Source organism: Pseudomonas cucumis (assembly GCF_030687935.1).
Classification (GTDB): Bacteria; Pseudomonadota; Gammaproteobacteria; order Pseudomonadales; family Pseudomonadaceae; genus Aquipseudomonas; species Aquipseudomonas cucumis.
Genome location: NZ_CP117454.1, coordinates 1,034,706 through 1,061,292, shown reverse-complemented (window position 1 = coordinate 1,061,292; position 26,587 = coordinate 1,034,706). Strand labels below are relative to the sequence as shown.

At 59.4% G+C, this 26,587-nt stretch carries 24 protein-coding genes and 1 pseudogene; 13 read left to right on the top strand and 12 right to left on the bottom strand.

Translation table 11 applies throughout. From position 1 onward, the window contains the following. Positions 1–37: 37 nt before the first annotated feature. On the top strand, positions 38–1,489 hold the full coding sequence (locus PSH97_RS04585) for a mannose-1-phosphate guanylyltransferase/mannose-6-phosphate isomerase (protein WP_305448276.1): 1,452 nt from the start codon (positions 38–40) through the stop codon (positions 1,487–1,489). A gap of 72 nt (positions 1,490–1,561) precedes the next feature. Here the strand turns inward: PSH97_RS04585 and PSH97_RS04580 are convergent, their stop codons facing one another. Next, a complete protein-coding gene (locus tag PSH97_RS04580; protein WP_305449747.1) occupies positions 1,562–4,411 on the bottom strand; it encodes an RHS repeat-associated core domain-containing protein in 2,850 nt (949 codons plus the stop codon). A gap of 173 nt (positions 4,412–4,584) precedes the next feature. Between PSH97_RS04580 and PSH97_RS04575 the strand changes: the two genes are divergently transcribed. The 3 genes from PSH97_RS04575 to PSH97_RS04565 all read left to right on the top strand — a co-directional run bounded on the left by PSH97_RS04575 (position 4,585) and on the right by PSH97_RS04565 (position 6,375). After that, positions 4,585–5,049: a multidrug transporter gene (locus PSH97_RS04575; protein ID WP_305448275.1), complete on the top strand. Its 465-nt coding sequence runs from the start codon at positions 4,585–4,587 to the stop codon at positions 5,047–5,049. A 34-nt stretch (positions 5,050–5,083) separates the two neighbouring features. Then, positions 5,084–5,908: an SDR family oxidoreductase gene (locus tag PSH97_RS04570; RefSeq protein ID WP_305448274.1), complete on the top strand. Its 825-nt coding sequence runs from the start codon at positions 5,084–5,086 to the stop codon at positions 5,906–5,908. A 74-nt stretch (positions 5,909–5,982) separates the two neighbouring features. Further along, positions 5,983–6,375, top strand: coding sequence for a DUF4440 domain-containing protein (locus tag PSH97_RS04565; RefSeq protein ID WP_305448273.1), 393 nt, complete (start codon positions 5,983–5,985; stop codon positions 6,373–6,375). 106 nt (positions 6,376–6,481) lie between these two features. Here PSH97_RS04565 and PSH97_RS04560 read toward each other — a convergent pair whose 3' ends face one another. From PSH97_RS04560 to PSH97_RS04545, 4 genes are all read right to left on the bottom strand, one after another. Continuing rightward, positions 6,482–7,333 (bottom strand): efflux RND transporter periplasmic adaptor subunit, encoded by an 852-nt coding sequence (locus PSH97_RS04560; protein WP_305448272.1) that lies wholly within the window; start codon positions 7,331–7,333, stop codon positions 6,482–6,484. 11 nt (positions 7,334–7,344) lie between these two features. Beyond that, positions 7,345–7,545, bottom strand: a complete 201-nt coding sequence (locus tag PSH97_RS04555) for a DUF1656 domain-containing protein (protein ID WP_007896379.1) — start codon at positions 7,543–7,545, stop codon at positions 7,345–7,347. Continuing rightward, the gene (locus PSH97_RS04550; protein ID WP_305448271.1) at positions 7,535–9,739 is read right to left on the bottom strand and encodes an FUSC family protein; all 2,205 of its coding nucleotides are present in this window, start codon (positions 9,737–9,739) and stop codon (positions 7,535–7,537) included. Before PSH97_RS04550 ends, PSH97_RS04555 begins: the two co-directional genes overlap by 11 nt. 77 nt (positions 9,740–9,816) lie before the next feature. Continuing rightward, entirely contained in the window at positions 9,817–11,316 is a 1,500-nt protein-coding gene (locus PSH97_RS04545; protein WP_305448270.1) for an efflux transporter outer membrane subunit, read from the bottom strand. A 279-nt stretch (positions 11,317–11,595) separates the two neighbouring features. Here PSH97_RS04545 and PSH97_RS04540 point away from each other — a divergent pair, with 279 nt between their 5' ends. The 4 genes from PSH97_RS04540 to PSH97_RS04525 all read left to right on the top strand — a co-directional run bounded on the left by PSH97_RS04540 (position 11,596) and on the right by PSH97_RS04525 (position 14,920). Further along, on the top strand, positions 11,596–12,564 hold the full coding sequence (locus PSH97_RS04540; RefSeq protein WP_052966666.1) for a LysR family transcriptional regulator: 969 nt from the start codon (positions 11,596–11,598) through the stop codon (positions 12,562–12,564). 334 nt (positions 12,565–12,898) lie between these two features. Continuing rightward, entirely contained in the window at positions 12,899–13,147 is a 249-nt protein-coding gene (locus tag PSH97_RS04535) for a DUF6124 family protein (RefSeq protein WP_305448269.1), read from the top strand. 149 nt (positions 13,148–13,296) lie between these two features. After that, positions 13,297–14,271, top strand: coding sequence for a 2-hydroxyacid dehydrogenase (locus PSH97_RS04530; RefSeq protein WP_305448268.1), 975 nt, complete (start codon positions 13,297–13,299; stop codon positions 14,269–14,271). A 139-nt stretch (positions 14,272–14,410) separates the two neighbouring features. Next, positions 14,411–14,920, top strand: a complete 510-nt coding sequence (locus PSH97_RS04525) for a DUF2165 family protein (RefSeq protein WP_305448267.1) — start codon at positions 14,411–14,413, stop codon at positions 14,918–14,920. Positions 14,921–14,949: 29 nt separating this feature from the next. Here the strand turns inward: PSH97_RS04525 and PSH97_RS04520 are convergent, their stop codons facing one another. Beyond that, positions 14,950–15,852, bottom strand: a complete 903-nt coding sequence (locus PSH97_RS04520; RefSeq protein WP_305448266.1) for a DMT family transporter — start codon at positions 15,850–15,852, stop codon at positions 14,950–14,952. Positions 15,853–15,990: 138 nt separating this feature from the next. On the opposite strand from PSH97_RS04520, the gene PSH97_RS04515 reads away from it, so the two are divergent. Next, positions 15,991–16,875 (top strand): helix-turn-helix transcriptional regulator, encoded by an 885-nt coding sequence (locus PSH97_RS04515; RefSeq protein WP_305448265.1) that lies wholly within the window; start codon positions 15,991–15,993, stop codon positions 16,873–16,875. A gap of 197 nt (positions 16,876–17,072) precedes the next feature. On the opposite strand, the gene PSH97_RS04510 is transcribed toward PSH97_RS04515, so the two are convergent. Further along, the gene (locus tag PSH97_RS04510; RefSeq protein WP_008070486.1) at positions 17,073–17,480 is read right to left on the bottom strand and encodes an HPF/RaiA family ribosome-associated protein; all 408 of its coding nucleotides are present in this window, start codon (positions 17,478–17,480) and stop codon (positions 17,073–17,075) included. Between the two features lie 214 nt (positions 17,481–17,694). After that, the gene (locus tag PSH97_RS04505; protein WP_305423424.1) at positions 17,695–18,642 is read right to left on the bottom strand and encodes a LysR substrate-binding domain-containing protein; all 948 of its coding nucleotides are present in this window, start codon (positions 18,640–18,642) and stop codon (positions 17,695–17,697) included. A 135-nt stretch (positions 18,643–18,777) separates the two neighbouring features. On the opposite strand from PSH97_RS04505, the gene PSH97_RS04500 reads away from it, so the two are divergent. The 3 genes from PSH97_RS04500 (at position 18,778) to PSH97_RS04490 (ending at position 22,041) form a co-directional block, all read left to right on the top strand. Continuing rightward, a complete protein-coding gene (locus PSH97_RS04500; RefSeq protein WP_305448264.1) occupies positions 18,778–20,154 on the top strand; it encodes an L-serine ammonia-lyase in 1,377 nt (458 codons plus the stop codon). A 61-nt stretch (positions 20,155–20,215) separates the two neighbouring features. Further along, positions 20,216–21,517, top strand: a complete 1,302-nt coding sequence (locus PSH97_RS04495) for a serine/threonine transporter (RefSeq protein WP_305448263.1) — start codon at positions 20,216–20,218, stop codon at positions 21,515–21,517. Positions 21,518–21,726: 209 nt separating this feature from the next. Continuing rightward, positions 21,727–22,041, top strand: a complete 315-nt coding sequence (locus PSH97_RS04490; RefSeq protein ID WP_305448262.1) for a DUF3509 domain-containing protein — start codon at positions 21,727–21,729, stop codon at positions 22,039–22,041. On the opposite strand, the gene PSH97_RS04485 is transcribed toward PSH97_RS04490, so the two are convergent. After that, complete coding sequence (locus PSH97_RS04485; RefSeq protein ID WP_305423430.1) at positions 22,038–22,538, bottom strand: phosphate-starvation-inducible protein PsiE; 501 nt, start codon at positions 22,536–22,538, stop codon at positions 22,038–22,040. The genes PSH97_RS04490 and PSH97_RS04485 overlap by 4 nt on opposite strands. Positions 22,539–22,877: 339 nt before the next feature. On the opposite strand from PSH97_RS04485, the pseudogene PSH97_RS04480 reads away from it, so the two are divergent. Beyond that, positions 22,878–23,132: pseudogene (locus PSH97_RS04480) on the top strand (YebG family protein); the annotation flags it as partial. 172 nt (positions 23,133–23,304) lie between these two features. On the opposite strand, the gene PSH97_RS04475 reads toward PSH97_RS04480, so the two are convergent. The 3 genes from PSH97_RS04475 to pdhA are packed head-to-tail and all read right to left on the bottom strand — an operon-like array spanning position 23,305 to position 26,519. Next, complete coding sequence (locus tag PSH97_RS04475; RefSeq protein ID WP_305448261.1) at positions 23,305–24,414, bottom strand: dihydrolipoamide acetyltransferase family protein; 1,110 nt, start codon at positions 24,412–24,414, stop codon at positions 23,305–23,307. 28 nt (positions 24,415–24,442) lie between these two features. Beyond that, positions 24,443–25,432, bottom strand: a complete 990-nt coding sequence (locus PSH97_RS04470; protein ID WP_305448260.1) for an alpha-ketoacid dehydrogenase subunit beta — start codon at positions 25,430–25,432, stop codon at positions 24,443–24,445. Then, positions 25,425–26,519, bottom strand: coding sequence for a pyruvate dehydrogenase (acetyl-transferring) E1 component subunit alpha (pdhA, locus tag PSH97_RS04465; RefSeq protein ID WP_407682165.1), 1,095 nt, complete (start codon positions 26,517–26,519; stop codon positions 25,425–25,427). Before pdhA ends, PSH97_RS04470 begins: the two co-directional genes overlap by 8 nt. Between the last annotated feature and the right edge of the window lie 68 nt (positions 26,520–26,587).

Below are 26,587 nucleotides of genomic sequence, written 5' to 3'. Positions count from 1 at the left end.
CAGTAGCTCTAACCAATCGATTTGAAGGAGTAACAACATGATTCCGGTGATCTTGTCAGGTGGTAGCGGCTCACGTCTTTGGCCGCTTTCCCGTAAGCAGTTCCCCAAGCAATTCCTCGCCCTGACCGGCGAACAAACGCTGTTCCAGCAAACCCTCGAACGCCTGGTGTTCGAAGGCATGGACACCCCGATCGTGGTGTGTAACAAGGAACACCGTTTCATCGTCAACGAGCAGTTGAGCGCCCGCAACCTGGACACCCAGCGCATTCTGATGGAACCCTTCGGCCGCAACACCTCGCCAGCAGTGGCCCTGACCGCGATGATGCTGGTCAATGAAGGTCGCGACGAGTTGATGCTGGTGCTGCCGGCCGACCACGTGCTGGAAGACCAGAAAGCCCTGCAACGCGCCCTGGCCCTGGCCACTGTGGCAGCCGAGCGTGGCGAAATGGTGTTGTTCGGCGTGCCGGCTACCAAACCGGAAACCGGTTACGGCTACATCAAATCCACCAACGATGCCCTGCTGCCGGAAGGCGTCAGCCGTGTCTCGCACTTCGTCGAAAAACCCGACGTGAAACGCGCCACCGAGTTCGTTCAGTCCGGTGGTTACTTCTGGAACAGCGGCATGTTCCTGTTCCGCGCCAGCCGTTTCCTCGAAGAACTGAAAAAACACGATCCGGATATCTACGACACCTGCGTACTGACGCTGGAACGTAGCGCACAGGATGCCGACACCGTCGATATCGATCCTGCCACCTTCGCCTGCTGCCCGGACAACTCCATCGACTACTCGGTGATGGAAAAAACCCAGCGTGCCTGCGTAGTACCACTGACCGCAGGCTGGAGCGATGTCGGTTGCTGGTCGTCGCTGTGGGAAGTCAATGAAAAGGACGCCAACGGCAACGTCACCAAAGGCGACGTGGTCATCCAGGACAGCAAGAACTGCATGATCCACGGCAACGGTAAACTGGTGTCGGTGATCGGCCTGGAAAACATCGTGGTGGTCGAAACCAAGGACGCCATGATGATCGTCCACAAGGACAAGGTCCAAGGCGTCAAACAGATGGTCAACACCCTCAATGAGCAGGGTCGCAGCGAAACCCAGAACCACTGCGAAGTCTATCGCCCGTGGGGCTCCTACGACTCGGTGGACATGGGCGGCCGCTTCCAGGTCAAGCGCATCTCGGTCAAGCCAGGTGCGTGCCTGTCGCTGCAGATGCACCACCACCGCGCCGAACACTGGATCGTGGTCAGCGGCACCGCCGAAGTGACCTGTGACGAAAACGTGTTCCTGCTCACTGAAAACCAGTCGACCTACATCCCGATCGCCTCGGTCCACCGCTTGCGCAATCCGGGCAAGATCTCGCTGGAAATCATCGAAGTGCAATCGGGCAGCTACCTGGGTGAAGACGATATCGAGCGGTTTGAAGATATCTACGGTCGCTCCACCCCGATCGAGCGCGGCGTGTCGGTGAAAACCATCGCGCAGTAACGCTCAGTAAAACAAAAAGCCCCCGTCCAGCCCGCTGCGTCCCTATCCGCAGTGGGTTGGGCGGGGGCTTTTTTATTTATTGCCTCGTTTTTTGGCTGTGACCACCTGCATGGCCATGGTTTTTCTGACCTTCGTCTGTGAATAAACGGAAACAGCAGCGTTCGAGCGATTGAACAATCCCGTTTTGCCTGGCGCGTAGCGTTCGATACTGCTCGACCCTTGAATAGTCTGATAGTGAATATTCCAGACCTGTTGTTTTCGATCGTATTTCATAAAGGCGAAGCCGGTTGTGACTTGTTCCTGTTGGCCTTGCTCGTTCGAGGCATATCCGTAGTCCTGAAACTCCATCGCCGCGCTGAGCCCCATCCCATGCTCCCCAGAAGAAAGTTCATTGTATTGCGCGTTCTCCTTCGAACCCTCCACGTGTCGAACGCGAAGCACGTTGTCGTTTAGTTGATCCACCGTCAGGGAACAACCACTGAAACCTGGCGTGAACACATGATCAGGATCGGTTCCCGTGGGTTTTAGAGGTATATCAACATAACCGCCCTGAGGAGCCCAAAAACCTGATACCGCATTGTCTTTGTCAGGTATCTCGCCTTTCGGAATATCGACGATTCTTAATGCATTGAACGCCCCTTTGCTCTCTCCTGAATAAGTGAGTTTATCCATTGTGAAGATAAACTCGCCCCCGCCACTTTTATTGTTCACCCCTGAAACAATATTTTTTGAATAACGACCGGGGGCCGGGTCCAGGAATTTGGTGCTGACCTCCACACGGCTAAACTCGCCTACCTCCAGGGCTTTATTAATGTTGGTCGGTTTACCGATCGCCGGCACACTCAGGTTTGGTTTGCCCCTATCGATATATCGACCCCCCGGAATGTCACGCGCACCACCCGTCGCAATGACCGGCGCCCATAATCCGTTGGCCAGTTTTTGTCGTGTGATGGCTCCATCATCATCAATAAAGGTAACCGGGTTGTTCAGAGCCATCTGATACAGGTTCGGCCCATCGATGCCCCCCTTGGGATCTGGGTTGAGCCAGCGCTGCAACCACGGCATGTAATATCGAAACCCATAGTAATAAAGCCCCGTCGCATCCCGCTCCTTGCCCGAGTAACGAATGGTTTTGTAACTCGCTTCAACGACGTCCGTTCCGGCAAACCAAGCGGTCTCGCCGAAGGGATAGTAGGTTTCCTGACTGATGATTCGCGCGTCATCAGCGAGTTCCAGGGTGCAAGAGTTCAGGTGATCAACGAGGTTGTAACGGTATTGATTTTTAGCCACGCCGGACGGTGGATCCGTCTCCCAGTGCAATACCCGGACGCTGTTGAGGCCGGCCTGGCCAGTGATGACTTGCAGTACTTCCCCGGTGCCACTGTCGGTACGAAGTTCCAGCCCCGGCAAGTAACGCACTTCAGCCACCACGGTGCGGACATTGGTATTGAGTGAGCGGATTTTACGCACTCGCTGGCCACCGCCATCGTAGACATACGACTCACGGTCATTGCGCCCGGAAACGCGTTCCACCGGGCTGACCGATTGCAACTGATTGTGCAGATCCCACGTCAAGAAGCGCCCCTGATCCAGCTCCAGCAAATTGCCGTTGGCGTCGAACGCTGCGGCGATTTCCTCTTCGGTGGGTGGCACGCCATTGCGCCAGAGCAGACAGCGATTGCTGTAACGGGCGGCCTTCAGTTCATGCCCCGGGCCTTGTGCGCCAACGTGGGTCAGCTTCAACAGATTGCCGCCTTTGTCATAGCGGTAGGTCTGCCGGTAGTTGCTGACCGCCGCCGGATCGGTGCGGCCCATCGATGCAGGCCCCTGATTGGCACTGCCAGCCTCCCAGCCAAAGGCCTCGATCAACTGATAAAGGCTGTCGTAGTTAAAGCGACTGACCGGATCGATACGCTGGTTGGCGAAGTAACGCACCGGCAGTGCCTTGTCTTCGATGCCGAGGACGTTACCCATGCGGTCATAATCGTAGATCAGATGCTGCAACAACCGGGCATTCGCGTCCTGTGACCGCCGCTCCATCAACACACCGTCTTCAGCTCGATAGATCAGGTTGGTTTGCACAGCGTTGCCGGCGGTTTCGTGTGCAACTTGCCCTTCGGCGTTGTACTGGATATCGCTGACCAGCGTCTGCCAGGTGGTCAGTCCCTGGAGTTGCAGACGCGCCTCACGCAAGCGACCGTCCAGGGTCAGGCTGAAGGTCTGATTGTTTCCCCTGGCATCGATCTGCTCCAGCACCTCGCCCAGCGGACCGAAACTCCACGTCGAGACGGCCCCCTCCCCCGGCTCAAGCAGCCGCTGGCGATCGGCTTCCAACTCCGGCCAGCCGGGAGCAACAGGGCCCAGCGTGAAGTGACGAACTTGCCTCACGCATTGGCTGGTTATCGAAAAGGCCTCGAACAGCACCGTCCCGGCGGGATCGTCATGACGGATCAACTGCCCGCATTGATTCTGGTCACCATGATCGGGACCACCATAAGCCATGCGTTCAACAGACCTTCGCGGCTCAGTAGTGCCCTGCTCGAACACTGCCACGGGACGGAGCAGGTCGTCATATTCAACTTCGCGTCGTGTACCTCGGCTGTCCCATCCCCATACAACCTCATTAGCCAGACCTGGCAGGGCGAGCTGCCAACCGGCATCGACGCTGTCAGTGAACAGCGCGTTACCCGATAACGAAAACGCTGTCGTGAGATTGGCGGGTGTCGGCGGCGCCTCTTGTGGCAGCGCCCAAAGCCGCGGATCCCACTGTTTTACCGGGTGTCCCGCAGCATCATGGGCAGTGCGATTGATGCGTGCCTGAACAGGGTCTTTTTCGACGGCGCGCCAATAATCCACCGAACGGATCTGTAAGCCACGCGGATCGACGACGGACAATCTGGGTGTTTTGTAGTGCACTCCCATCGCCAAGGCCTGCATATCCTTGTTTATCAGCAGCCATCTAACTGTTAATGGAGATGCCTGACTACTGTCAGAAATTACAGTGCCGACCAGCGGTGCAATCTCTTGATCGCCGAATGTCCATTCCTGCGCCCCTTCGGTAGGATGGTGTCCATGAGTTTACGGAGCGTTCATTCATGTTCATCGGCGTCCTGCTGGTCATCACCTGGCTGATCCTGCTGCTGCGCTACCCGTCCAAGGCCGTGCCGGTTTCCATGGCCGCCGCTGTCGGATTGGGTCTGGTGGCGGTGTGGGTATTCTGGCTGGACACCCGCGAGGTCAAGCAACTGGCACGCCTTGAGCTGCGTATCACCTACGCGCCCGAGCGCTGCCCGGCGGATCGCCCCTTGAAGTTGACGATGAACAACGGCAATGACGTGCCGCTAACCGAACTGCGCTGGCGAATCGCCGCTTATGCTCCGGGCGATACGGTCAATCTGGCTGACAATCAATACTCCGCGCCGCGTTATCGCGGCCCCGGCGAATTGCAGGCCGGCGGCCATTGGGAAGACTGCCTGCCCATGCCGCCTCTGCGCCCCGGTTATCGCCCGCAAACCCTGGAGTTTCGCGCCGAGCGTTTGCAGGGTAGTTTCTCCGACTGATCCTCCCTTCCTCTTTTTGCACAAGGACCGCGCCATGCCCGTTGCGTTGATTACCGGTTGTTCCAGCGGCATTGGCCGCGCCCTCGCCGACACCTTCAAACGTGCCGGTTATGACGTCTGGGCCAGTGCCCGCAAAGCTGAAGATGTGGCGACCCTGACCGCCGCCGGGTTCACCGCCGTGCAACTGGACGTCAACGATAGTCCGGCGCTCGAACAGCTGAGCGAGCGAATCAACCGGCAACACGGCGGCCTCGATGTGCTGATCAACAACGCCGGTTATGGCGCCATGGGTCCGCTGCTGGACGGCGGCGTGCCGGCCATGCAGCGTCAGTTCGAAACCAACGTGTTCGCAATCGTTGGCGTCACCCGCGCGATGTTCCCGGTGCTGCGTCGGGCCAGGGGCCTGGTGGTGAATATCGGCAGCGTGTCCGGGGTTTTGGTCACGCCATTTGCCGGCGCCTACTGCGCCTCGAAAGCCGCGGTGCATGCCTTGAGCGATGCGCTGCGCATGGAACTGGCGCCGTTCGGCGTGCGAGTCATGGAAGTCCAGCCCGGCGCGATCGAATCCAGCTTCGCCAAGAATGCCGGCCACGAGGCCGAGCAACTGATCACCGAACAATCGCCGTGGTGGCCGCTGCGTGAAGGCATTCGGGCACGAGCCAAGGCGTCTCAGGACAAACCGACGCCGGCCAGTGAATTCGCCGCTGGTTTGCTCAAGGCTGTGCAGCAGAGCAAACCGCCGCGTCTGGTGCGTTTGGGTAACGGCAGCCGGGCGTTGCCGTTGATGGCGGGGTTGTTGCCAAAAGGGTTGCTGGAGTCGGGGTTAATGAAGCGGTTCGGGTTGCGCGGGCAGCTTTGAGACCGTGTCGACGCCTTCGCGGGCAAGCCCGCGAAGACGTCAGACCAGATGCTTCAGAATTTCAGGAATCAAACATGACCGACTACACCCAATACTTTGACGAAGTAATCCAGGCCCACATCGCCATCGAGCAATGGCTGGCCGAGGAGCGAGACCTGTCCGAGCTTGAGCAATTGCTGATGCGTTTTTCACCACAGTTTTCCATGATCTCGCCGTTGGGCCGGGTGCTGGATTTCGAGGCGTTGCATGAATTGTTTCTGCTGGCGGGCGGCAAAAAGCTCGGGTTCAGGATTGAGCTCAGCGAGTTGCGAGGTGTCGCGCTGTATGACGCTGGCGCAGTGGTCAGTTACCGCGAGCAACAGACCGATGCGACGGGGCTGCATTCTGATCGGCGGTCGACGGTTGTGTTTGAGCAGCTCGACGGCAAGGTGATCTGGCGGCATTTGCATGAGACGTTTTGCAATTGAATAACCCCAAAAGATCGCAGCCTTCGGCAGCTCCTACAGGGGGGATCACATTCACTGTAGCTGCCGAAGGCTCAGGCCGCGTTCGGGCGATCTTTTGATCTTGCCGTTATTGCTTCACCACGACGGTACAAGTAATCCCCGCCGCCAACAGCACCCCCTCCGGCACTTCATCAATGTGAATCCTGACTGGCACCCGCTGCGCCAGACGCACCCAGTTGAACGTCGGGTTCACGTCTGCAATCAACTCGCGACTTTGCGGGTTATCGCGGTCGTAGATGCCCCGAGAAATACTTTCCACATGCCCCTTGAGCACTTCACCGCTCATCAGTTGCATATCGGCTTTATCGCCCACGCGCACATGCGGCAACTTGGTTTCTTCGAAGAAGCCATACACCCAGAACGAGTTCATGTCGACCACGGCCATTTTCGCTTCGCCGATGCGTGCGTAGTCACCACGATGGACGTTGAGGTTGGTGACGTAGCCGTCCACCGCAGCACGGACCTCAGTGCGCTTGAGGTTCAGTTCGGCGGCTTCCAGTTGTGCCTGGGCGTGCTGGTAATCGGCCAGGGCCGAGTCGGCGATGTTGGTGGCGTCGTCGCGGTTTTCCCTGGAGATCACCAGGTTGTCGAGGTCGGCGCGGCGATGGGCGTTGACCTTGCGCATCTCCCATGTGGCTTTGCGCGAAGCCACCAGCGACTGCGCCTGTTTCACCGCGATGCGGTAATGCTCGGGGTCGATGCGCATCAACAAATCGCCCTTTTTCACCAACTGGTTGTCGCGCACCGGCACGTCCACCACTTCACCGGTAACGTCGGCGGCGACGTTGATGATGTCGGCGCGCACCCGGCCGTCGCGGGTCCAGGGGGTATTCATGTAATGCACCCACAGGGTCCGGCCGATCCACAGGGCAAGGGCCAACACCAGCAGGGTCGCGAGCAGGCTGAAAAGCTTTTTCATCGGAGGTGTTCTCAACGGTAAACAGTCAGCGCCAGGGCGCCGAACAGACAGGTAAACAGACTCAGGCGCAGCAGCGCCGGGTGCCAGAAGAAACGGTACAGATCGAACCCGGACAGAAATCGATCCAGCGCCCAGGCCAGCGCCGCCGCAATGAAAAACATCAGGGTCATGGTCGGCATGTACACGCCGTGGAAGGCGATTTCACGAGGCATGTTCAAGTCCTTGGGGCTTGGTGATGGCACTCGCTTTTATGTAGCCGGCGAGTGGCGATTGCGGGTCGAGCAGCGAGGTGCGGATGAAGTGCAAATAGCTCTTCACCCGGCGCAAGGCGGAGGTATCGAAGTGCGGCGCGAAGGGTTCATCGGTGGCCTGCACGCGGCCGATCGCATGGTCGACCGCGACCAGAGCACGCTCCAGATTGCTCTGGCTCGGTTGCAGGAACAGTCGCACCAGCGAACGCCCCATCACCCGAATTGACTGGCGCCACGGCTGGGATTCGGCGTAAGCCGGGTGCACCGGCAGAATCGCCTGTTCCTTGCGCAACTCGATGATCGCGTGGCCGACTTCCAGCACCACGAACATCCAGCGCAGCAAGTCTCGTTGCACCTGCGGCTGTCCCGCTGCCAGACCGTAAGCCTGATGCAAAAGATCGCGAGTGCGGCTTTCGAAACTCGACGCCAGGCCCTTGAGTTTGCCGCTGATGGCATACACCACTTGCCCGCGCAAATCCTGTTCCAGCCGCCGCCATAACCAGCGACTGTTGGGCGGCAGAATGATCGCCCCGGCCGCCGCGCACACCAGCATGCCCATGATCATGGCGATGTAGTCGTTGATGAAGGCGTAAGGGTTGTAAACCGTGAGGTTGTCCGGCACCGAACCGGTGCTGAAGAAGATCAGCAATCCCAGACCAACCCCGGCGTATTGCGGCCGTGAAGTCAGGAACGCACCGAACACGATTACCGGCGCGAGCATCACGCAGAGCAACGGAAACCCGTCGATCCAGGGGAAGATGAAAAACATCTCGACGAAGCCGATCAGCGCCCCGAGCAATGTCCCGCAGGCCATCTGAAACGCCATGCGTTTGGGGTTCGGTGTCGCCGCTGAAAGGCCCACGGTGGCGGCAGCGATCAAGGTCATGGTCGCCCCGCTCGGCCACGCGGTGGCCACCCAATAACTGCCGAGCAGCACAAGGATGAATGCTGCGCGAATGCCCGATGCCGCCGAGGCCAGCCAGTTGGTTTGCGGGGTGAAGGGCTCGTCCCAACGTTCACGTTCGTGGCTGTGATCGGCCAGGGACGCGTGGGTCTGTGCATAACTGTGCAGGTCGTCGACGAAGCGATAAAGCAGCTCGTAGGCAGTGTGAAAATCCAGCTGCTCGGCATCGCTCGGATCACTTTCCTGAAAGGTCGCCCGCAGGCTGCGGACCCGCGCCGGCAAGTTTTCCTTATAGGTCGCCAACGCGGTGGCCAGGCGTGCAGCGTCAGGGCTGGTCAAGGCGCGACCGCTGAAGCCGTCGAGCACCTCAGCCAGATCCTGTAACCCCGGCTTGATCGCCGCGACAACATGATCGGTGCCGCTGCTGCGCAGGCGTTCGAGCAACTGATGCAACGCATTGAAGCGCGTGGTAATACCCATGAATTCGCTGTTCAGACGACTGAGCCGCCCGTTGCGCCGACGCATGTGCGGGTCTTCGAACACCGTGACGCTGCGCAGCCCTTCCAGGCCCACCGCCTCGGCGATGAAGCGCACGTTGTTCGCTTCAAACGCCTCGCGCTGGCTGCGTCCGCGCAAGCCATCGGTGACGAACAAGGCAAACACACCGAAGCGCTGATACAAGGCATTGCGCATCGCGGCGCTGGCGGTTTGCGGCAGGATCGCAGCGCTCACCAGCGTCGAGCAGAGAATCCCCAGGGAGATTTCCAATACGCGCCAGACTGCCGCCATGAACGCGCCATCGGGGTGAGCCAATGCAGGCAGCCCGACCATGGCCGCCGTATAGCCGGCGAGCACAAATCCATAAGCGCGGAAGTTGCGATAACGTGCCGCGCCGGCCGAGCAGAGGCCAACCCAGATCGCCAGCGAACCGAGGAACAGTTCGGTGTTCTGCGCAAACAAGGCAATCAGCGCGACCATCACCGCCGACCCGGCCAACGAGCCAAGAAAGCGATAGAAACTCTTGGCGAACACCTGGCCGCTTTGCGGTTGCATAACGATGAACACGGTGATCATCGCGGTGCGCGGTTGTGGCAACTCCAGACGCATGGCCAGCCACAGGGTCAGGAACGCCGCGAACAGCACCTTGAAAATGTACACCCAGGTCACGCCGTCGCTGCGTGCCCAGTCGAAAAAACCCCGGCGCCATTCAAGGGAATACAGCCAGCGCAAAGGTGCGGGCAAGGGAGTCATGGAATTTTGCTCAATGAAATTCAGTCAGGTCGCGGAACCTGTGGGAGCAGGCCTGCTCGCTCCCACAGGTTTTGTGTTCAACGCAAAAGAACCGGGGTTTTCGGGGGCTGGGTTTTCTCGGCATTCGGGACGTCGTCGCCAGCGCCGAGGCCTCCGCCCAAAGCAGTCACCAATTCCGCATGAGCGCTCAACCGCGCCGCCTGAACCTGCTGCTGCACTTGTTGTTGCTTGAACAGCAAGGTCTGCGCATTGAGCACGTTGAGGTAATCGGTGAGCCCACGCTGATACGCGATCATCGCGATGTCGTAGGTCTTCTGCGCCGTGGCCACCGACTCGGCGGCGAAGGCTTGTTGCTTGTCCATCGACTCGCGGCGAATCAACTGGTCGGAGATGTTCTTCAGCGCATTGACCAGCGTCTGGTTGTACCTGGCCACGGCGATGTCATAACCGGCCGAGGCTTCGCCCAACTCCGAGCGCAAGCGGCCGCCATCGAAGATCGGCAACGAAATGGCCGGGCCGACGCTGTAGTTGAGCTTCTTGCCGGTCAAAAACTCCAGCGCCCCGCCGCCGGTGGCCATGTAGCCGAGGCTGCCGACCAGATCGACGTTGGGGTAGAAGCCGGCGTGGGCAACATCGATACCGCGCGCCTGCGCCGCCACTTGCCAGCGACTGGCGACCACGTCCGGGCGTTGACCGAGCAGTTGCGCCGGCAACGAGGATGGCAGTTTCAATGCCGCGCCCAACGACAGCGCCGGCCGTTGCAACTGCGCGCCCTCCCCCGGTCCCTTTCCGGCCAACGCGGCGAGTTGGTTGCGGCTTAGAGCAATTTCCTCGTCCAGCGCATCGATTTGCCGATGGGTTTCCGGCAATGGTGTTTCGGCCTGGCTGACTTCGAAATGCGTGCCGATGCCGCCGTCCAGACGTTTCTGTGCCAGGTCGAGAATTTGCTGTTGCTGCTTCAAGGTCGCCGCGACGATGTCCCGTTGCGCGTAATGTAACGAGAGCTCGATGTAGGCGCGCACGATGTTGTTCTGCAATTCGAGTTGAGCCTGCCGCCCCTCGGCGGCGCTCATGTGGGCCATGTCCACCGCGCGTTCGGTGGCGTTGCTTTCGCGGCCCCAAAGGTCGAGGGCATAGCTGAAGCCCAGCGCGGCGTTGTTGTCCCAAGTGGTGGTGTTGGCCAACTCACCGGGGCCGTAGAACTGATCGGTGGGCCAGTTGTGGCGCTTGAGGGTAGATTGGCCATTGATCTGCAACGACTCGGCGGACTCGGCAATGCCGGCCATGGACCGGGCCTGACGCACTCGCGCGGCAGCCATGGCCATGCTCGGGCTGCCTTGCAGGGCGAGGTCGATCCAGCGGTTCAGTTGCGGGTCGCCGTAGGCTTGCCACCATCGGGCGGTGGGCCAGTGAGCATCCTGAGCGGCGTTCTGAATGGCTTCATCGGTGGCCAGTGAATCAGCCTCCAGTGCCTTGCCCTGCGGGGCAATACCTGCGGTTCCGATGCAACCGCTGACTGCCAGGGTTAAAGCCAAAACACTGAGCGTCTTGAGCGCTCTGTTGATGCGACGCGGCACTGCTGCGATTTCCTGAGATGAGGGAGATCCCCTGTAGGAGCTGCCGCAGGCTGCGATCTTTTGATCTTCGCCTTTAAAAGCAACATCAAAAGATCGCAGCCTGCGGCAGCTCCTGCATAGGTGGGCGCAATTCTAGGGGTGGGCTCTGTTGGCGATAAGCCGGGATTCTTGTGAATCTTTGTTACCGTTAACGCGATAATCCCTTGGTCGCGTCTTTAGTCGCCTGTAAAGAATCAGCAACTTCGTGTCACAATTTGCCATTCGTCAAGAGAGCACCCCATGGACACTTTGCAAAACATGCGCGCCTTCAGTTACGTGGCCGAGGCCGGCAGCTTCACCGCCGCCGCCGTGCAACTGGACACCACCACGGCCAACGTCTCGCGCGCGGTCTCCAACCTGGAAGCCCACCTGCAAACCCGCCTGCTCAACCGCACCACCCGCCGCATCGCCCTGACCGAGGCCGGCAAGCGCTATCTATTGCGTTGCGAGCAGATCCTGGCCTACGTCGAAGAAGCCGAAGCCGAGGCCAGCGACGCCCACGCGCGCCCGGCCGGGCAACTCAAGGTGCATACCATGACCGGCATCGGTCAGCACTTCGTGATCGACGCCATCGCCCGCTACCGCAAAACCCACCCAGACGTAACCTTCGACCTGACCATGGCCAACCGCGTGCCGGATCTGCTGGACGAGGGCTACGACGTGTCCATCGTGCTCGCCAGCGAACTGCCGGACTCGGGCTTCGTCTCCCAGCGTTTGGGCATTACCTACAGCATCGTTTGCGCATCGCCCGCCTATGTAAAAGCCAACGGCTGTGCGCACAAGCCTAGCGATTTGCTCAACCACGCTTGCCTGCGCCTGGTGAGCCCGGTCATCCCGCTGGAAAAATGGACCTTCGACGGCCCTGACGGCCAGGAAATGGTCACCATTAATAGCTCGCCGTTTTTGGTGAACTCCGCTGATGCAATGAAGACTGCAATCACCAGCGGCATGGGGGTTGGCGTTTTACCGGTGTATGCGGCAATTGAAGGGCTGCGTAACGGCACGCTGGTGCGGGTGATGCCGAACTACCGCTCGCAGGAATTGAATCTGTATGCGATTTATCCGTCGCGGCAGTATCTGGATGCAAAGATCAAGACGTGGGTCGAGTACTTGCGCGGGTCGTTGCCGGAGATATTGGCGGCGCATCAGGCGGAATTGGCGGCGTATGAATTGAGTGGGAGTTTGGGTGGGGTTCGGGTGGCGAATTGAGCTACAGACGGTCCTACAAATCGCCGATATTCAGGGACGTTTCCGACGCGTTTTGACGGTTGGTGTGTGGGACGGGAGATGGGTAGGCTTTGGGGGTCGCTGACGCATCAGCGATCAGGTCTGGAAAACCTGACATCCTTTACACACACCCTCATGGCATACTGCGGCGCTTTTTTGTGCACGTAATCCTTGTTATGGCGGCTGTGCGCGGGAGACCTTCGGGTCTGCCGGTTTGGATGGTGTCCGGTTTTTCCAGTCCGCGCGCAGTTGCCACCTTTTCGTCTGGAAAACGGAAGGTGGCGACCCTAATACACCGTCCATAGGGATAGCCCTCATGTTTAAGCCAACACCGAATCCGCCCCACACTCCCAGCTATCTGTTCATCGTCGCCCCCAACGCCAATACTGAAAACCTGTTGGCCTACGCCTGCGAATCCCTCGCCTCGGCCAGCGTCATGGCCAGTGACTTCGCCGGTTTTCTCGAAGGCACTCATCGCAACACCATGCTGGGCATCCAGCAGGTCATCATGCTGGGTGAACTGGCGGTGAATCGAGTACTGGACAACATCGCCCCACAAGACTGACCCGTACCTGTAGGAGCTGCCGAAGACTGCGATCTTTTGATCTTGAAAATCCAGATCAAAAGATCGCAGCCTTCGGCAGCTCCTACGCACAACAGCGAAAAAGAATGTTAGCGTGCTTGGCATTCTCCAAGCCCGACGAGCCGCCTCCAATGAAAAAAACCGTCCTCGCCTTCAGCCGTATCACCCCACCGATGATCGAACGTCTGCAACAAGACTTCGACGTGATCGTGCCGAACCCGAAAAACGGCGACATCAACGCCCAGTTCAATGAAGCCCTGCCCCACGCCCACGGCCTGATCGGCGTCGGTCGCAAACTCGGTCGTGCGCAACTGGAAAACGCCAGCAAACTGGAAGTGGTCTCCAGCGTCTCCGTCGGCTACGACAACTACGACCTCGCCTACTTCAACGAACGCGGGATCATGCTCACCAACACCCCCGACGTCCTCACCGAGAGCACCGCCGACCTGGCCTTTGCCTTGCTCATGAGCAGCGCCCGTCGCGTCGCCGAGCTGGACGCCTGGACCAAGGCCGGCCAATGGCAAGCCACCGTCGGCGCGCCGTTGTTCGGTAGCGATGTGCATGGCAAAACCTTAGGGATTGTCGGCATGGGCAACATCGGCGCGGCCATCGCCCGTCGCGGTCGGCTGGGCTTCAACATGCCGATTATCTACAGTGGCAACAGCCGCAAGACCGAACTGGAACAGGCGCTCGGTGCGCAGTTCCGCAGCCTCGACCAGTTGCTGGCCGAAGCCGATTTCGTCTGCCTGGTGGTGCCGCTCAGCGAAAAAACCAGGCACCTGATCAGCCACCGTGAACTGGCACTGATGAAACCGAGCGCCATTCTGGTGAACATCGCCCGCGGCCCTGTAGTGGACGAACCGGCGCTGATCGAAGCGCTGCAAAACAACCGGATTCGCGGCGCCGGGCTGGACGTCTATGAGAAAGAACCGCTGGCCGAATCGCCATTGTTCCAACTGAAAAACGCGGTGACATTGCCGCACATCGGCTCCGCGACTCACGAAACCCGCGAGGCCATGGCCAACCGCGCACTGGCCAACTTGCGCAGCGCCTTGCTGGGTGAGCGGCCGCAGGATCTGGTGAACCCGCAAGTGTGGAAAGGCTAGTCAAAAAGGGCAGGCGCTTTAAACGCCTGCCCTTTCGATACATAACTTGCAACTCACTCTGCCGCCGAAAAACATATACACACTATAGACTCTCCAGCACTTAGCCATCCCCAGAGCTTAGTTATGGAGAACACTCACATTGAACTACCGGACAACCGACCAGATCATCAGATACAGCAAAGTAATACTGATGACCTATATCAGTTTCTTTGGCCTGATTGTGATGTACAGCAACTTTACCGACTACCCGTCCAACTATGAGTACATGAGCCATATCCTCAGCATGGACACCACCCGTGACAATCCGAACCTGAGCTACCGGGCGATTACTTCGCCCATGCTCCACCACCGAATCTACTGGCTCATCATCACCCTGGAAGTTATCTATACCGGGCTTTGTCTGTTGGGAACCTATTATCTTTTCCGAAACATAAATGCTTCTGCCGATGCATTTCATGAGGCGAAGAAGTTTTCGATTATCGGATTGTTAGTCGCCATATTCGTTTATTACATTTGCATCCAAGTCATCGGCGTCGAATGGTTCAACATGGATGAATCACAAACCTGGAATGCAAAAGACTGGGCCCGACACATTGTCGACTTTATATTGCCGTTACTGATTTATGTGGCCATCAGGATCGAGCGCTGAACTGTTCAGCGCCCGATCAACAGGGAACCTCACGCCAATTTGCCGTTTCCTTGCACCATCGACGCCTTGGGTTTACGGAACACCAGCACATTCCCCAGCATCACCAGCACCAGCCCCACCAGTGCCGGCGCCGTCCATTGATAGCCTTCGACAAACGCCGACACATTCAGCGCCACCACCGGAAAGAGTACGGTGCAATACGCCGCCCGCTCCGGCCCCATGCGTCCGACCAAGGTCAGGTAGGCGGTGAAGCCGATCACCGAGCCCGGAATCACCAGGTACAGCAACGAGCCGATGTAGCGGGCATTCCATTCCATGTCGAACGGGATGCCTTTAACCAGACACCACACCGTCAACATCGCCGCACCGTAAGCCATGCCCCAGGCATTGGTGGTCAGGGGTTTCAGGCCGGCCTTCTGTTGCAGACTCGACAGCATGTTGCCGGCCGAGAAACACAAGGTGCCGAGCAACGCCAGACCCAACCCGAGCAAGGTTTCCGGGCTGGCGGTATGACCGGCCAGCTCCGGCCAGAACAGCAGGCCAAGCCCGAGCAAGCCCGACGCGCCGCCCATCAGCACGTTACGGGCAATTTTCTGGCCGAAAAACACCCGCGCATTGAAGGCGTTCCACAGGGTGGCGGTGGAAAACACCACGGCGACCAGACCGCTGGGGATCCATTGGCTGGCGGTGAGGAAACACATGAAATTGATGCAGAACAGACACAAGCCCTGCGCCAGGCAAATCAGATGCCCGCGACGGTTCATCACTTGCAGGCGCCGGCTGAGCAGCAACATCACGAACAGCACCAGCGCGGCCAGACCGAAGCGATAGACGATCGATACCGGAATCGCCACCACGCCCAGTTGCCATTTCAAGGCGATCCAGGTGGTGCCCCAGATCAGCACGGTCAGTAGATACAACGAAAGGTTCATGGCGAAGACTCCTGAATAGGCCTTCAGTGTCCGGCGCGACACCCTTTTGCACTTGCATAAACTTGCGCTTTTGTCGGTCGGCAGGCTGGCAGGGCAACGTCTACGGAGTAGGATGCAAAGCGTTGGAGAGAACCGATCATGGCCGCACAAGTGTCACTCGATACCCTGCAAGTCTTTCAAGCGCTTAACCGCTCGCCTAATGCTCGCCTGGAGCACAGCGCCGAGCTCGGTGACGGCATGGCTGCAGCTTTGTGGAATAACCACCATGACGCCCAGGACTACGAAGCGCCGAGCCATCACACCTTATCTTGCTACATCGCCGGCGGCACCGGCACCTTTCGCCGCGACCAGCCAGGTAACAAGGGTGGCCCGGACAAGCTGTGCATTCTGCCGGCCGACCATCAGTCAGGCTGGGTGATCAACGGCGATATTCGCCTGGCCCACCTGTATTTCAGCCCCGAACAATTTGCCCTTGGCTGCGTCACGCTGCTGGATCGCGAACCGCGGGAATTGCAGTTGCGCGAGCACACGTTCCTCGAAGACCCGCAACAAGCCCGGCGCTTTCGGCAGTTGATCGCCCTCAACTGGGACGAGCCGGGCGAACGCCTGCTCACCAGCAGCCTGGCCCACGAAATGCTCAGCCACGCCCTGCTCAGCCAGGTCGGCGTGCGTCAGGGCTTGCGCCTCAAGGGTGGATTGGCGGCGCATCAACGACGGCAGTTGGTAGAATTCATCGACCATCAAATGGCCGAAGCCATCAGCCTTGGGCAATTGGCGGGGTTGTGTGCGCTGTCGGAATATCACTTTGCGCGGATGTTTCGTGTGAGCTTCGGCCTGCCGCCGCATCAGTATGTGTTGGCTCGACGACTGAGCCGCGCGCGGGAATTGTTGCGCGCAACGTCGCAGCCGTTGGGGGATATTGCGTTGGCGTGCGGGTTTGCCAGTGCGAGCCATTTCACCAATCGGTTTCGCCAGGCTTTGGGTGGTACGCCCGGGGAATATCGGCAGGCGTTTTTGCGGTAAAGCAAGATCAAAAGATCGCAGCCTTCGGCTGCGCCTACAGGAGCATGCGTTCGGCGCAGGAACTGCCGAAGGCTGCGATCTTTTGCAGGTTGACCAGCCTCTGGGGCACCGATGGATGCTGAAACAGGAACGGGCCTGCATAAGCAGGCCCGTTCTTTAGGTGGAGAGAAAGTGGAAAGGTAAAAGTGAATCAGGCCTCAGCCGTTTTGTGCAGCCTGTTCGTTCTCGAGAAACTCGTCTTCCAGCAGCGCATCGGCGGTAGGCCTTTCGAACGGCACCACAGCGGCACGTGGTTTGCCCCGCAGTTTGCCGAACAGATGTTCAAGCGCATGTTCGAGTTTTTCGGCGGCACCGTCGATCGCCAGTTCCAGGTTAGCCGCTTTATGGGTGACAGAAATCGGTTGGTGGCCTTTTGGCCGCGCTTCCAGCTGACAGCGCATGTCATGGGGACCGGGCTTGTCGCCGTTCTCGTCCCGCAGATGGACCTCGACGCGGGTCAGGTCCTCCTCATAACGTTCGAGCGTGCTCTCAATGGTAGTACGTACCCACTCCTCCAGTCGGATGCTGCTTTGAATATGGTTATCGCTGTTGACTTGGATTTGCATAGTTCATCCCTTATTTCAGCTAGCTCGCGAGAGGCCCTTCGGCTGGCCCTTGGGCTTCATCACCGTGACCTCTTGGTTACAACAATCGGTGTACGCGCAGAACATTTCAACCCCTAAAAAAAGATAAATTTTCATACGCAAAAAAAGCCGGACAACGGGCAAAAGCGCTGTTAAGGTCGGGAGTTGGGTCGCCTCGCTCTTTTGTCATAATTGCTCACATCTGTCGCTCCGCCAGCGGATGCAGGCTACGAAATATCCCCGCCTCTTCCACCAGCCAGTCATGCACCGCGCGTACGCCCGGATGGCTCAGCGCGCCCGGCGCATAGAGCAGCACGTAACGTTTGTGATTGGGCACCGCCAAGCCAAACGGCACGATCAACGTCCCGCGCTCCAGTTCATCATTGAGCAGCGTTCGTCGCGCAATCGCCACGCCCATCCCGGCAATCGCCGCTTCGATGGTCAGGTGATTGCGATTGAAGGTATGCCCACGCCGTACATCCGCGCCCTCGAAGCCGATGGCGTTGAGATAAAACTCCCATTCCGCGTACTCGTAACTGCCGCGCCAAGCAGTGATGTCGTGCAGCAACGGAAAATGCACCAGGTCCGCCGGGCCGTGCAGTGGCGGCCTTCCGCGCAACAGGTTGGGGGCACACACCGGAAAGATCTGCTCATCCAACAGGGCTGTGGATAACAATCCGGGGTAGCTGCCGTCGTTCAGGTCAATCGCCAGATCGAAGTCGCCCTCGTGCAACGGAACACTGCTGTCCTCAGCCACCAGTCGCAACTGAATATCCGGAAAGCGTTGTTGCAAACGCGGCAGGCGCGGGGTCAGCCATTTGCTCAGGAACGAGGGGATCGAGCGCAACCGCAAAATCCCGCTGATCATTCCCGCATCCAGTCGTCGCAATTCCGCATCGATGCTGCCGTAGGCTTCGTTGACGGTGATAGCCAATCGCTGGCCTTCGGCGCTCAACTCCACGCCCCGGGCGCGACGATGAAACAGGCGAAAACCCAGCCGCTCTTCCAGTTGGCGAATTTGCTGACTGACCGCACCCGGCGTGATGTGCAGTTCTTCGGCGCAACGGGTGAAAGACAAGTGCCGCGCGGCACAGGAAAACACGTGCAGCCAGACGTAAGTCTGGGCATGCAATTGGCGACTCATTGTTTAGTCCTGCTAAAGGCTGTCTTAGGAAGTTTCGTTGGTCACGTAGGACCGAGGTTGGCAGTATCGCCGACATTGCGCTTGTCCTACAAAAATGGCAGCGATTTCTCTTCCATTGCTTGTATAGGCTTTAGCATGGCTATCAGTGTTTTCGATCTCTTCAAAGTCGGCATCGGTCCGTCCAGTTCCCACACCGTCGGCCCGATGCGTGCCGCCGCGACCTTCGCCCAGGCACTGATTGACCAAGGTTTACTGGCCGACGTACGGAGGGTAGAAATCCGACTTTACGGTTCGCTTTCGGCCACTGGCGTCGGCCACGCGACTGACCGTGCCTGCGTCATGGGCCTGATGGGCGAATGGCCGGACAGCATTGATCCGAACTCAATCGACAGCCGAATTCAAACCTTGCGTGAAACCGGCGAACTGAGTCTGGCCGGCAAATCGACCATTGCGTTCAACTGGCAGCGCGACCTCCTGCTGCTCGACGAGAGCCTGCCCTACCACCCAAACGCCATGTCCCTGACAGCCTTCGGCGAAACCGGTGAGCTGTTCGAGCAGACGTACTACTCGGTGGGCGGTGGTTTCATCATCGAAGCAGCCGAAGCCGAGTCCGGCATAGCACCGACCAGCGATGTGGTGCTGCCCTACGATTTCTCCAGCGCCGCCGAGTTGCTCAAGCTCTGCAACCAACACGGCTTGCGGGTTTCCGAGTTGATGATGGCCAACGAACTGGCCTGGCGCAGCGAAGCCGAGATCCGTCAGGGCTTGCTGCACATCTGGTCGGTGATGCGCGAGTGCGTCGAGCAAGGCATGCGTCACGAAGGCATCCTGCCCGGCGGTCTGAATGTTCCGCGCCGGGCAGCGAAATTGCACCGCAGCCTGCTGGAAATCGGCAAGCCGAATGTCATCACCTCCACGCTGTCGGCCATGGAGTGGGTGAACCTGTTCGCCCTCGCCGTGAACGAAGAAAACGCCGCCGGCGGGCGCATGGTGACGGCACCGACCAACGGCGCGGCAGGGATCATTCCGGCGGTGCTGCACTACTACATGAAATTCAACCCGGACGCGTCGGACGATGACGTCGTGGCGTTCTTTTTGGGCGCTGCGGCCGTAGGCATTCTCTGCAAGAAAAACGCCTCGATTTCCGGTGCCGAAGTCGGCTGCCAGGGGGAAGTCGGTTCCGCCTGCGCCATGGCCGCCGCCGGCCTGGCCGACATACTCGGAGCCACGCCCGAGCAACTGGAAAACGCCGCCGAAATCGGCCTGGAACACAACCTCGGCCTGACCTGCGATCCGGTCGGAGGTCTGGTGCAGGTGCCGTGCATCGAGCGCAACGCAATCGCTGCCGTGAAGGCGATCAATGCCACGCAAATGGCCCTGCGCGGCGACGGCAAACACTTCATTTCCCTGGACCGGGTGATCCGCACCATGCGCGATACCGGCGCCGACATGCACGACAAATACAAAGAAACTTCACGGGGCGGCCTGGCGGTGAGCTGGGTGGAGTGCTGAGGAGCATTCCCTGACTGCCCGAAACCGTGAGCCCGAGCAAGAACAATAACGAGGCCAAACGATGACCGATGTACGTACACCTGCTGTCGATAATCCTGCTGTAGACCTGACACGCAAAAGCGAAATAACCCATAAAGGCTGGAGCAAACACGACACCACCTGGATGCTCGGCCTCTATGGCACGGCCATCGGCGCCGGCACGCTGTTCCTGCCGATCAATGCGGGCGTGGGTGGCTTCTGGCCGCTGCTGCTCCTGGCGGTACTGGCTTTTCCGATGACCTTCTTCGCCCATCGTGGCCTGACGCGTTTCGTGTTGTCCGGCCGTTCCGGGGACATTACCGAAGTGGTGGAAGAACACTTTGGCATCGGCGCCGGCAAGCTGATCACGCTCCTGTATTTTTTTGCGATCTTCCCGATTTTGCTGGTGTACAGCGTGGCGCTGACCAACACCCTGAGCAGCCTTATGGAGCACCAGTTGCACATGACGCCGCCGCCTCGGGCGATTCTGTCGCTGGGGCTGATTCTCGGCTTGATGGCCATCGTGCGTTGCGGTCAGGGTGTCATCGTCAAATGCATGAGCGTGCTGGTTTACCCGTTCGTCGCAGCATTGCTGCTGCTCGGCGTCAGCCTGATCCCGAACTGGAACGGCGCATTCTTCGCCACCGCCAGTGATGGCATGCCACTGCCGCTGTTCTTCAAGACCTTGTGGCTGGCGATTCCGGTGATGGTGTTCTCGTTCAACCATTCGCCGATCATCTCCGCCTTCGCCGTCGATCAGAAACAGCGCTACGGCGAACAAGCCGAACGCAAAAGCAGCGGCATTCTCGCGATCGCTCACGCCATGATGGTCGTCACGGTGATGTTCTTCTGCTTCAGCTGCGTGCTGGCGTTGTCCCCGGCCGATTTGGCCGCTGCGAAGGCGCAGAACATTTCGATCCTGTCGTACCTGGCCAACCACTTCCAGACACCGGTCATTGCTTATGCCGCGCCGTTGATTGCGCTGGTGGCAATCACCAAATCCTTCCTCGGCCACTACATCGGCGCCAGCGAAGGCTTTCAGGGCCTGATCGTGAAAAGCCTGCGTGGCCGTGGTCGCGTCATGTCCGCCAGTTGGCTGAACCGCATCACTGCGCTGTTCATGATCCTCAGCTGCTGGGCCGTCGCGACCTTCAATCCGAGCATCCTAGGCATGATCGAAACCCTCGGCGGACCGATCATCGCGTGCCTGTTGTTCCTGATGCCGATGTACGCCATCCGCCGCGTGCCGGCCTTGCGCCAGTACTCGGGCCAGGCCTCGAACGTGTTTGTGGTGCTAGTCGGTTTGATTGCACTGTCTGCGATCATCTATTCATTTATGCCCTGAAACGGGCAGGCAAAAAGAAGGCGGGCCAGAGTGCCCGCCATTTTTTTGCCGTATCCATTGTCCGACAGTTTTCCGGCATGCACTTTGCTATATCCCTTACGCGGCACGGATGAAAGCACATGAACATGGAAGGCCGGTGGTCTGGTGTTGCGAACTAATCCCGATCACGGTCGTCAACAACTGCACGTTCAATCAGGCGGTGACGCATCATGGACAACCCCTTTCAACTCATTACCGATGCCTTTGCATCGGATTATCAAGTCAACCTGAGCATTCAGGGGCTGGACGGCAGCATCATGCTGACCCTCTCCAAAAGTGGCCGCGTGGTGGCCAAACGGATGATCAGCGCCGAACAGCGCAATGATCCCAAACGTCTCAAACGCCTGGTGCAAAGCATTCAATTCGGCATCGCCATCGAACAGGGCCACAGCGCAGTGGCCATCCTCGAAGCCATGACCGACGGCGACAATCGCAACCCGCCGCCCTTGGTCAAATCCCGGCCCCGACCTTCAATGGGGCTTTAAATCTCACCCTTCTCCACTTCGGGATGCTCACCGGAACCCGCACCGATCTTGCGTTGCGGGTGTTCGATCTTCACCGAAGGAAACTGCGACGAGGCGTAACGCACCACCAGAATCGCAAACGCCAGCAGCAGAATCCCGCCGCACAGGTAGATAATCCCCAAGTCCGGTGGATTGTGGTGCGAGACGTTGGAGATCAGCAGCCGCGTCAATGCAGTGATCGCCACGTAGATCAGGAATCGCACCGGCATGTGGTTGGTCTTGAAGTAAATCCCGACCATCGCCCCCAGTTCCAGGTAGATGAACAGCAGCAAGATGTCATCGATCTTGATATGCCCCTGCTCCAGCATTCCGAGGAATTCCATCACCGCTGCCCAGGCGGTCACCGCACCGATGGCAAACAGCGCCAGGTAGTGGAAGGTCTCGACGAACAGGTTGCCCAGGGACTCGGCCAGTTGGTGCACGTTCTGCCGCAGTTTCTCGGCCCAGTTGATTTTCACTTTGATTGTTCCTTAGCTCGGTTCGAGCGGATGATGCGGGTTGGACGTGACGGTTGTTCTGCATGCAGAAAAAAGGCCAGAGGTTGCTGCCACATGATGGCGAGGTGCTTTAAAACGCGCTCCGTGGCGTTTGGTCGCACCTGTCCAGTCACCAACAACAAACCTGTAAGAGCGAGGCTTGCCCGCGAATGAGGACGACACGGTCCACCTGACAAACCCTGAATTCGGTCTACATTAAAAAGCCACTACCCAAAGCGCAGGGATTCGCTTATCCTTTTCGCTGTATATAAATACAGTGGTCGAAACAGACAACTAATGTGAAGGCATGTGAGGTGGTGAATGGCCGTCGAAGTGGTATACCGCAGCAGCCGAGATCTGGAGCGCTTGTTCATGGATAAAGCCGAAGCTGACCGTCATGACAAAATGCTCGAACTGGCCGAATTGCTGGCTGAAGTGTTGCAAAAAGCCGTTCCGTCCCTGACCGAACAGCAAGTGGAAGAAGCCGGGATCTACATGGCGAAGAACCGTGATGTATTCGCCAAGGCATTCAAGAGCCAGCCGGACGCACTGTCCGAACTGCTCAATGCACCCGCCGAAGTCACGGAACCTGTTGAAGCAGCTGTACCTGTTGCTGCACCTGTTGAAGTGACGGACGCTGAGCCGACCAAGCCAGCCAAAGCCGCCAAGACACCCAAGTAAGCAATGCCCGAATTGAATAGGCCCTGAGTCCAAATGGCTCAGGGCCTTTTTCATGCCTGCGGGAAACCTAGACCTCGGGTTGTTCCAGCGCCTCGACCAACGCTTTGAAGAACCGCGCCGCCTCGCCACCGGTGACCACCCGATGATCAAAGGTCAGGGACAGCGGCAGGATCGGATGCACCACCACTGCCCCCTCGACCGCCACCGGTTCATCGCGGATCGCCCCGGCGGCGAGGATCGCCACTTGCGGCGGCACCACCACCGGGTTGGCGTAGCGGCCGAACAAGGTGCCGAAGTTCGACAGGGTCAGGGTCGCGCCCATCATTTCCTGGGGCGGGATCGAGCGCGCCTGCACATCGGCCCGCAGACGCATCACACCTTCTTTCAAATCCGCCGCCGTGCGCTGGCCGACATCGCGCAGCACCGGCACGAACAAGCCGTCCGGCGTATCCACGGCAATGCCCAGATCGAGCCGTTCGTGTTGCTTGAGCGACAGGTTTTTTCCATCGAAGGCGCTGTTGAGCACCGGCTCTACGGCGCAGGCCGCCGCCATCGCCTTGGCCAGACGAATCAGCGGTTCTCGTGCCAGCCCCCAGCGATGCAGATCGGCATCACCGAAAATCGTCACCGGCACCACTTCGGCATGGGACCTGGCCATGTTCAGCGCCATGCTGCGTCGCACTCCGCGCAGCTTCTCGCCGCCGAAGCGTTCGCGTTCCGTCTGGGCCGAGTTCTCTACGTCGCTGCGGGTGATCAGGCCGTCCTGGCCGGAGCCCGTCAAGCCGCTCAGTTCAACGCCGAGCTGCCGAGCCAATTGACGCACCGCCGGCGTGGCACGGTTCGCCAAGTGCTCACGAGTCGAAGGCGCAGCGCCAATGAAAAATGCATCTTCCTGATTTGTGCTGCCGCCCTCAAGCCGCCCGACCACAGTGCCCGCATCCGCTTCGCCTTCGTAACCGAGCAGGGGTTCGCCAACGTGAAGGATGTCGCCCTCGCCACCAAAGGTTTTCGCCACCACGCCGTCGTAGGGTGCGGGAATATCCACCAGCGCTTTGGCGGTTTCCACCGACACCAGCAGTTGGTCGGCCTTGACGGTATCGCCAACCTTGACGTGCCAGCGGACGATTTCCGCTTCCTGCAAGCCTTCGCCCAGATCCGGCAGTTTGAAATATTTCATCGCAACCTCCTCGGCCTCAGGCGTCTCTTCAGGGGTAGTGCTGCATGACGGTGTCGCAGGCATGAAGAATGTCTTCGATGCCGGGCATGTACAGCGATTCCAGTCGATACAGCGGCGGCGGAATGTCCGGCGCGGTGACTCGCTGGATCGGTGCCTGCAACTCCAGAAATACCCGCTCATAAAGGCTCGCGGCGATTTCCGCGCCGACCCCGCAGGAGCGTGGCGCTTCATGCACGATCACACAGCGACCGGTCTTGCGCACCGAGGCTTCCATCGTGTCCAGGTCCAGCGGTTTGATACTGGCGACATCGATCACTTCCGCCGAGACGCCCTGCTCAGCCAGCGCCGTGGCGGCTTGCAGGGTTTCCATCACACTGGCGCCCCAACTGATCAAGGTAATGTCGCTGCCTTCACGCAGGGTGAAGCAGCTGTCCAGCGGCAGGCGTTTACCGTCGTCCAGCAGCGGTTGCGGGTTCATGCGATAGAGTCGGGTGGGTTCGAGAAAGATCACCGGGTCCGGGTCGTCGATGGCCGCAAGCAACAAGCCATAGGCCCGGGCCGGCGAAGACGGGATCACCACCCGCAAACCCGGAATATGCGCGAACAGGGCTTCGGTGCTTTCGCTGTGATGCTCCGGCGCGCGAATCCCTGCGCCCATGGGCGTGCGCAGCACCATTGGGCAGGTGATCCGCCCGCGCGTGCGGTTGCGCATGCGGCTGGCGTGGGACACCAGGTGCTCCATGGTGGCGTAGATGAAACCCATGAACTGGATTTCCACCACCGGTTTCAGGCCTTGGGCCGCCATGCCCACCACCAGCCCGCCGAGCATGGTTTCGGCCAGTGGCGAGTCGATCACCCGCTTGAAACCAAAGCTGTCGCGCAAGCCCAGCGTGGCGCGAAACACGCCACCGTTCACCCCGACGTCTTCACCGAGGACGATGACGTTTTCGTCTTCACTCATGGCCCGATGCAACGCCAGATTCACCGCTTCCAGCAGCGTCACCTTACCGTTACTCATGGCCCGAACCTCCCGTCCGGCGCGCCACCCGTTCGAGAAACTCTTCGCGCTGCTCGGCCAGGGCTTGCGGCCACTGGGCGTAGACATGATCGATCACCGATTCCGGCGCCTGCAGGCCCGCCGCTTCGAAGTTATCCACAGCTCCCTGCACCAAGCCTTGGCATTCGCTGATCAGCGCCTGTTCGCGGCCTTCGTCCCACACGCCCTGCCCGGCCATGAAGCGTTGCAGGCGTTTGATCGGTTCCTCGAGCCAGGCCTGCTTGACCTCGTCCGCCGAACGGTAGCGCGTGGCGTCGTCGGCCGTGGTGTGATCGCCGAGGCGATAGCTCAGGCATTCGAGCAACACCGGGCCTTTGCCGTGGCGCGCCCGTTCGAGCGCCGCTTGCACGCGATCATAAACGGCGAGGATGTCATTGCCGTCGACTTGCTCGCCGTGGAAGCCGGCGCCAATGGCTTTCTGCGCCAGGGTCGGGGCACCACACTGAATGCGTCGCGGCACCGAGATCGCCCATTGGTTGTTGTTGATCACAAACACCACCGGCAACTGCCAGGCGCCAGCAACATTGAGGGCCTCGAGGAAGTCACCTTTGCTGGTTCCCCCATCGCCGCAGGTGGTGACGGCGACCCGATGCTCGCCGCGGATCTTGAATGCGCTGGCGACGCCGCAGGCATGCAGGGCCTGGGTGGCGATCGGCACACAGATCGGAAAATCCTCAGCGACCGCCGGGTCGGCAAAATCGCTGCCACGCTCATCGCCGCCCCAATACAACAGGATTTCTTCCATGCGCACACCGCGCATCAACTGCACAGCGGTGTCGCGGTAATACGGGATCAGGACATCTTCGGCGTGCATCAGGCTGCCGACCGCAACGCCAATGGCTTCCTGGCCCAAGGTCGGCGCGTAGGTACCGATGCGCCCGGTGCGTTGCAAGGCGACAGCTTTCTGATCGAAAAGGCGGGTCAGGACCATCTGCCGATACAGGCGCGTCAACAGATTGAAATCGTCGGCCCAGTCGGGAAGATTGCCGAGTAACTGGCCATCAGGGGATAAAAATCGGGTGTACGGCAGCTCAACCTTGTGAGGCATCACAGGGCTCCTGGCACGCGGGGTCAGCGTGCAATTGTCAGGCCCGACGTTTGTGGCGCTGGGCTTGG

Excerpts from the sequence above, each read along its gene's own strand:
- PSH97_RS04585 (WP_305448276.1), top strand. The coding sequence starts at position 38 with ATGATTCCGGTGATCTTGTCAGGTGGTAGCGGCTCACGTCTTTGGCCG.
- PSH97_RS04580 (WP_305449747.1), bottom strand. The coding sequence starts at position 4,411 with ATGGGAGTGCACTACAAAACACCCAGATTGTCCGTCGTCGATCCGCGT.
- PSH97_RS04575 (WP_305448275.1), top strand. The coding sequence starts at position 4,585 with ATGTTCATCGGCGTCCTGCTGGTCATCACCTGGCTGATCCTGCTGCTG.
- PSH97_RS04570 (WP_305448274.1), top strand. The coding sequence starts at position 5,084 with ATGCCCGTTGCGTTGATTACCGGTTGTTCCAGCGGCATTGGCCGCGCC.
- PSH97_RS04565 (WP_305448273.1), top strand. The coding sequence starts at position 5,983 with ATGACCGACTACACCCAATACTTTGACGAAGTAATCCAGGCCCACATC.
- PSH97_RS04560 (WP_305448272.1), bottom strand. The coding sequence starts at position 7,333 with ATGAAAAAGCTTTTCAGCCTGCTCGCGACCCTGCTGGTGTTGGCCCTT.
- PSH97_RS04555 (WP_007896379.1), bottom strand. The coding sequence starts at position 7,545 with ATGCCTCGTGAAATCGCCTTCCACGGCGTGTACATGCCGACCATGACC.
- PSH97_RS04550 (WP_305448271.1), bottom strand. The coding sequence starts at position 9,739 with ATGACTCCCTTGCCCGCACCTTTGCGCTGGCTGTATTCCCTTGAATGG.
- PSH97_RS04540 (WP_052966666.1), top strand. The coding sequence starts at position 11,596 with ATGGACACTTTGCAAAACATGCGCGCCTTCAGTTACGTGGCCGAGGCC.
- PSH97_RS04535 (WP_305448269.1), top strand. The coding sequence starts at position 12,899 with ATGTTTAAGCCAACACCGAATCCGCCCCACACTCCCAGCTATCTGTTC.
- PSH97_RS04530 (WP_305448268.1), top strand. The coding sequence starts at position 13,297 with ATGAAAAAAACCGTCCTCGCCTTCAGCCGTATCACCCCACCGATGATC.
- PSH97_RS04520 (WP_305448266.1), bottom strand. The coding sequence starts at position 15,852 with ATGAACCTTTCGTTGTATCTACTGACCGTGCTGATCTGGGGCACCACC.
- PSH97_RS04515 (WP_305448265.1), top strand. The coding sequence starts at position 15,991 with ATGGCCGCACAAGTGTCACTCGATACCCTGCAAGTCTTTCAAGCGCTT.
- PSH97_RS04510 (WP_008070486.1), bottom strand. The coding sequence starts at position 17,480 with ATGCAAATCCAAGTCAACAGCGATAACCATATTCAAAGCAGCATCCGA.
- PSH97_RS04505 (WP_305423424.1), bottom strand. The coding sequence starts at position 18,642 with ATGAGTCGCCAATTGCATGCCCAGACTTACGTCTGGCTGCACGTGTTT.
- PSH97_RS04500 (WP_305448264.1), top strand. The coding sequence starts at position 18,778 with ATGGCTATCAGTGTTTTCGATCTCTTCAAAGTCGGCATCGGTCCGTCC.
- PSH97_RS04495 (WP_305448263.1), top strand. The coding sequence starts at position 20,216 with ATGACCGATGTACGTACACCTGCTGTCGATAATCCTGCTGTAGACCTG.
- PSH97_RS04490 (WP_305448262.1), top strand. The coding sequence starts at position 21,727 with ATGGACAACCCCTTTCAACTCATTACCGATGCCTTTGCATCGGATTAT.
- PSH97_RS04475 (WP_305448261.1), bottom strand. The coding sequence starts at position 24,414 with ATGAAATATTTCAAACTGCCGGATCTGGGCGAAGGCTTGCAGGAAGCG.
- PSH97_RS04470 (WP_305448260.1), bottom strand. The coding sequence starts at position 25,432 with ATGAGTAACGGTAAGGTGACGCTGCTGGAAGCGGTGAATCTGGCGTTG.
- pdhA (WP_407682165.1), bottom strand. The coding sequence starts at position 26,519 with ATGCCTCACAAGGTTGAGCTGCCGTACACCCGATTTTTATCCCCTGAT.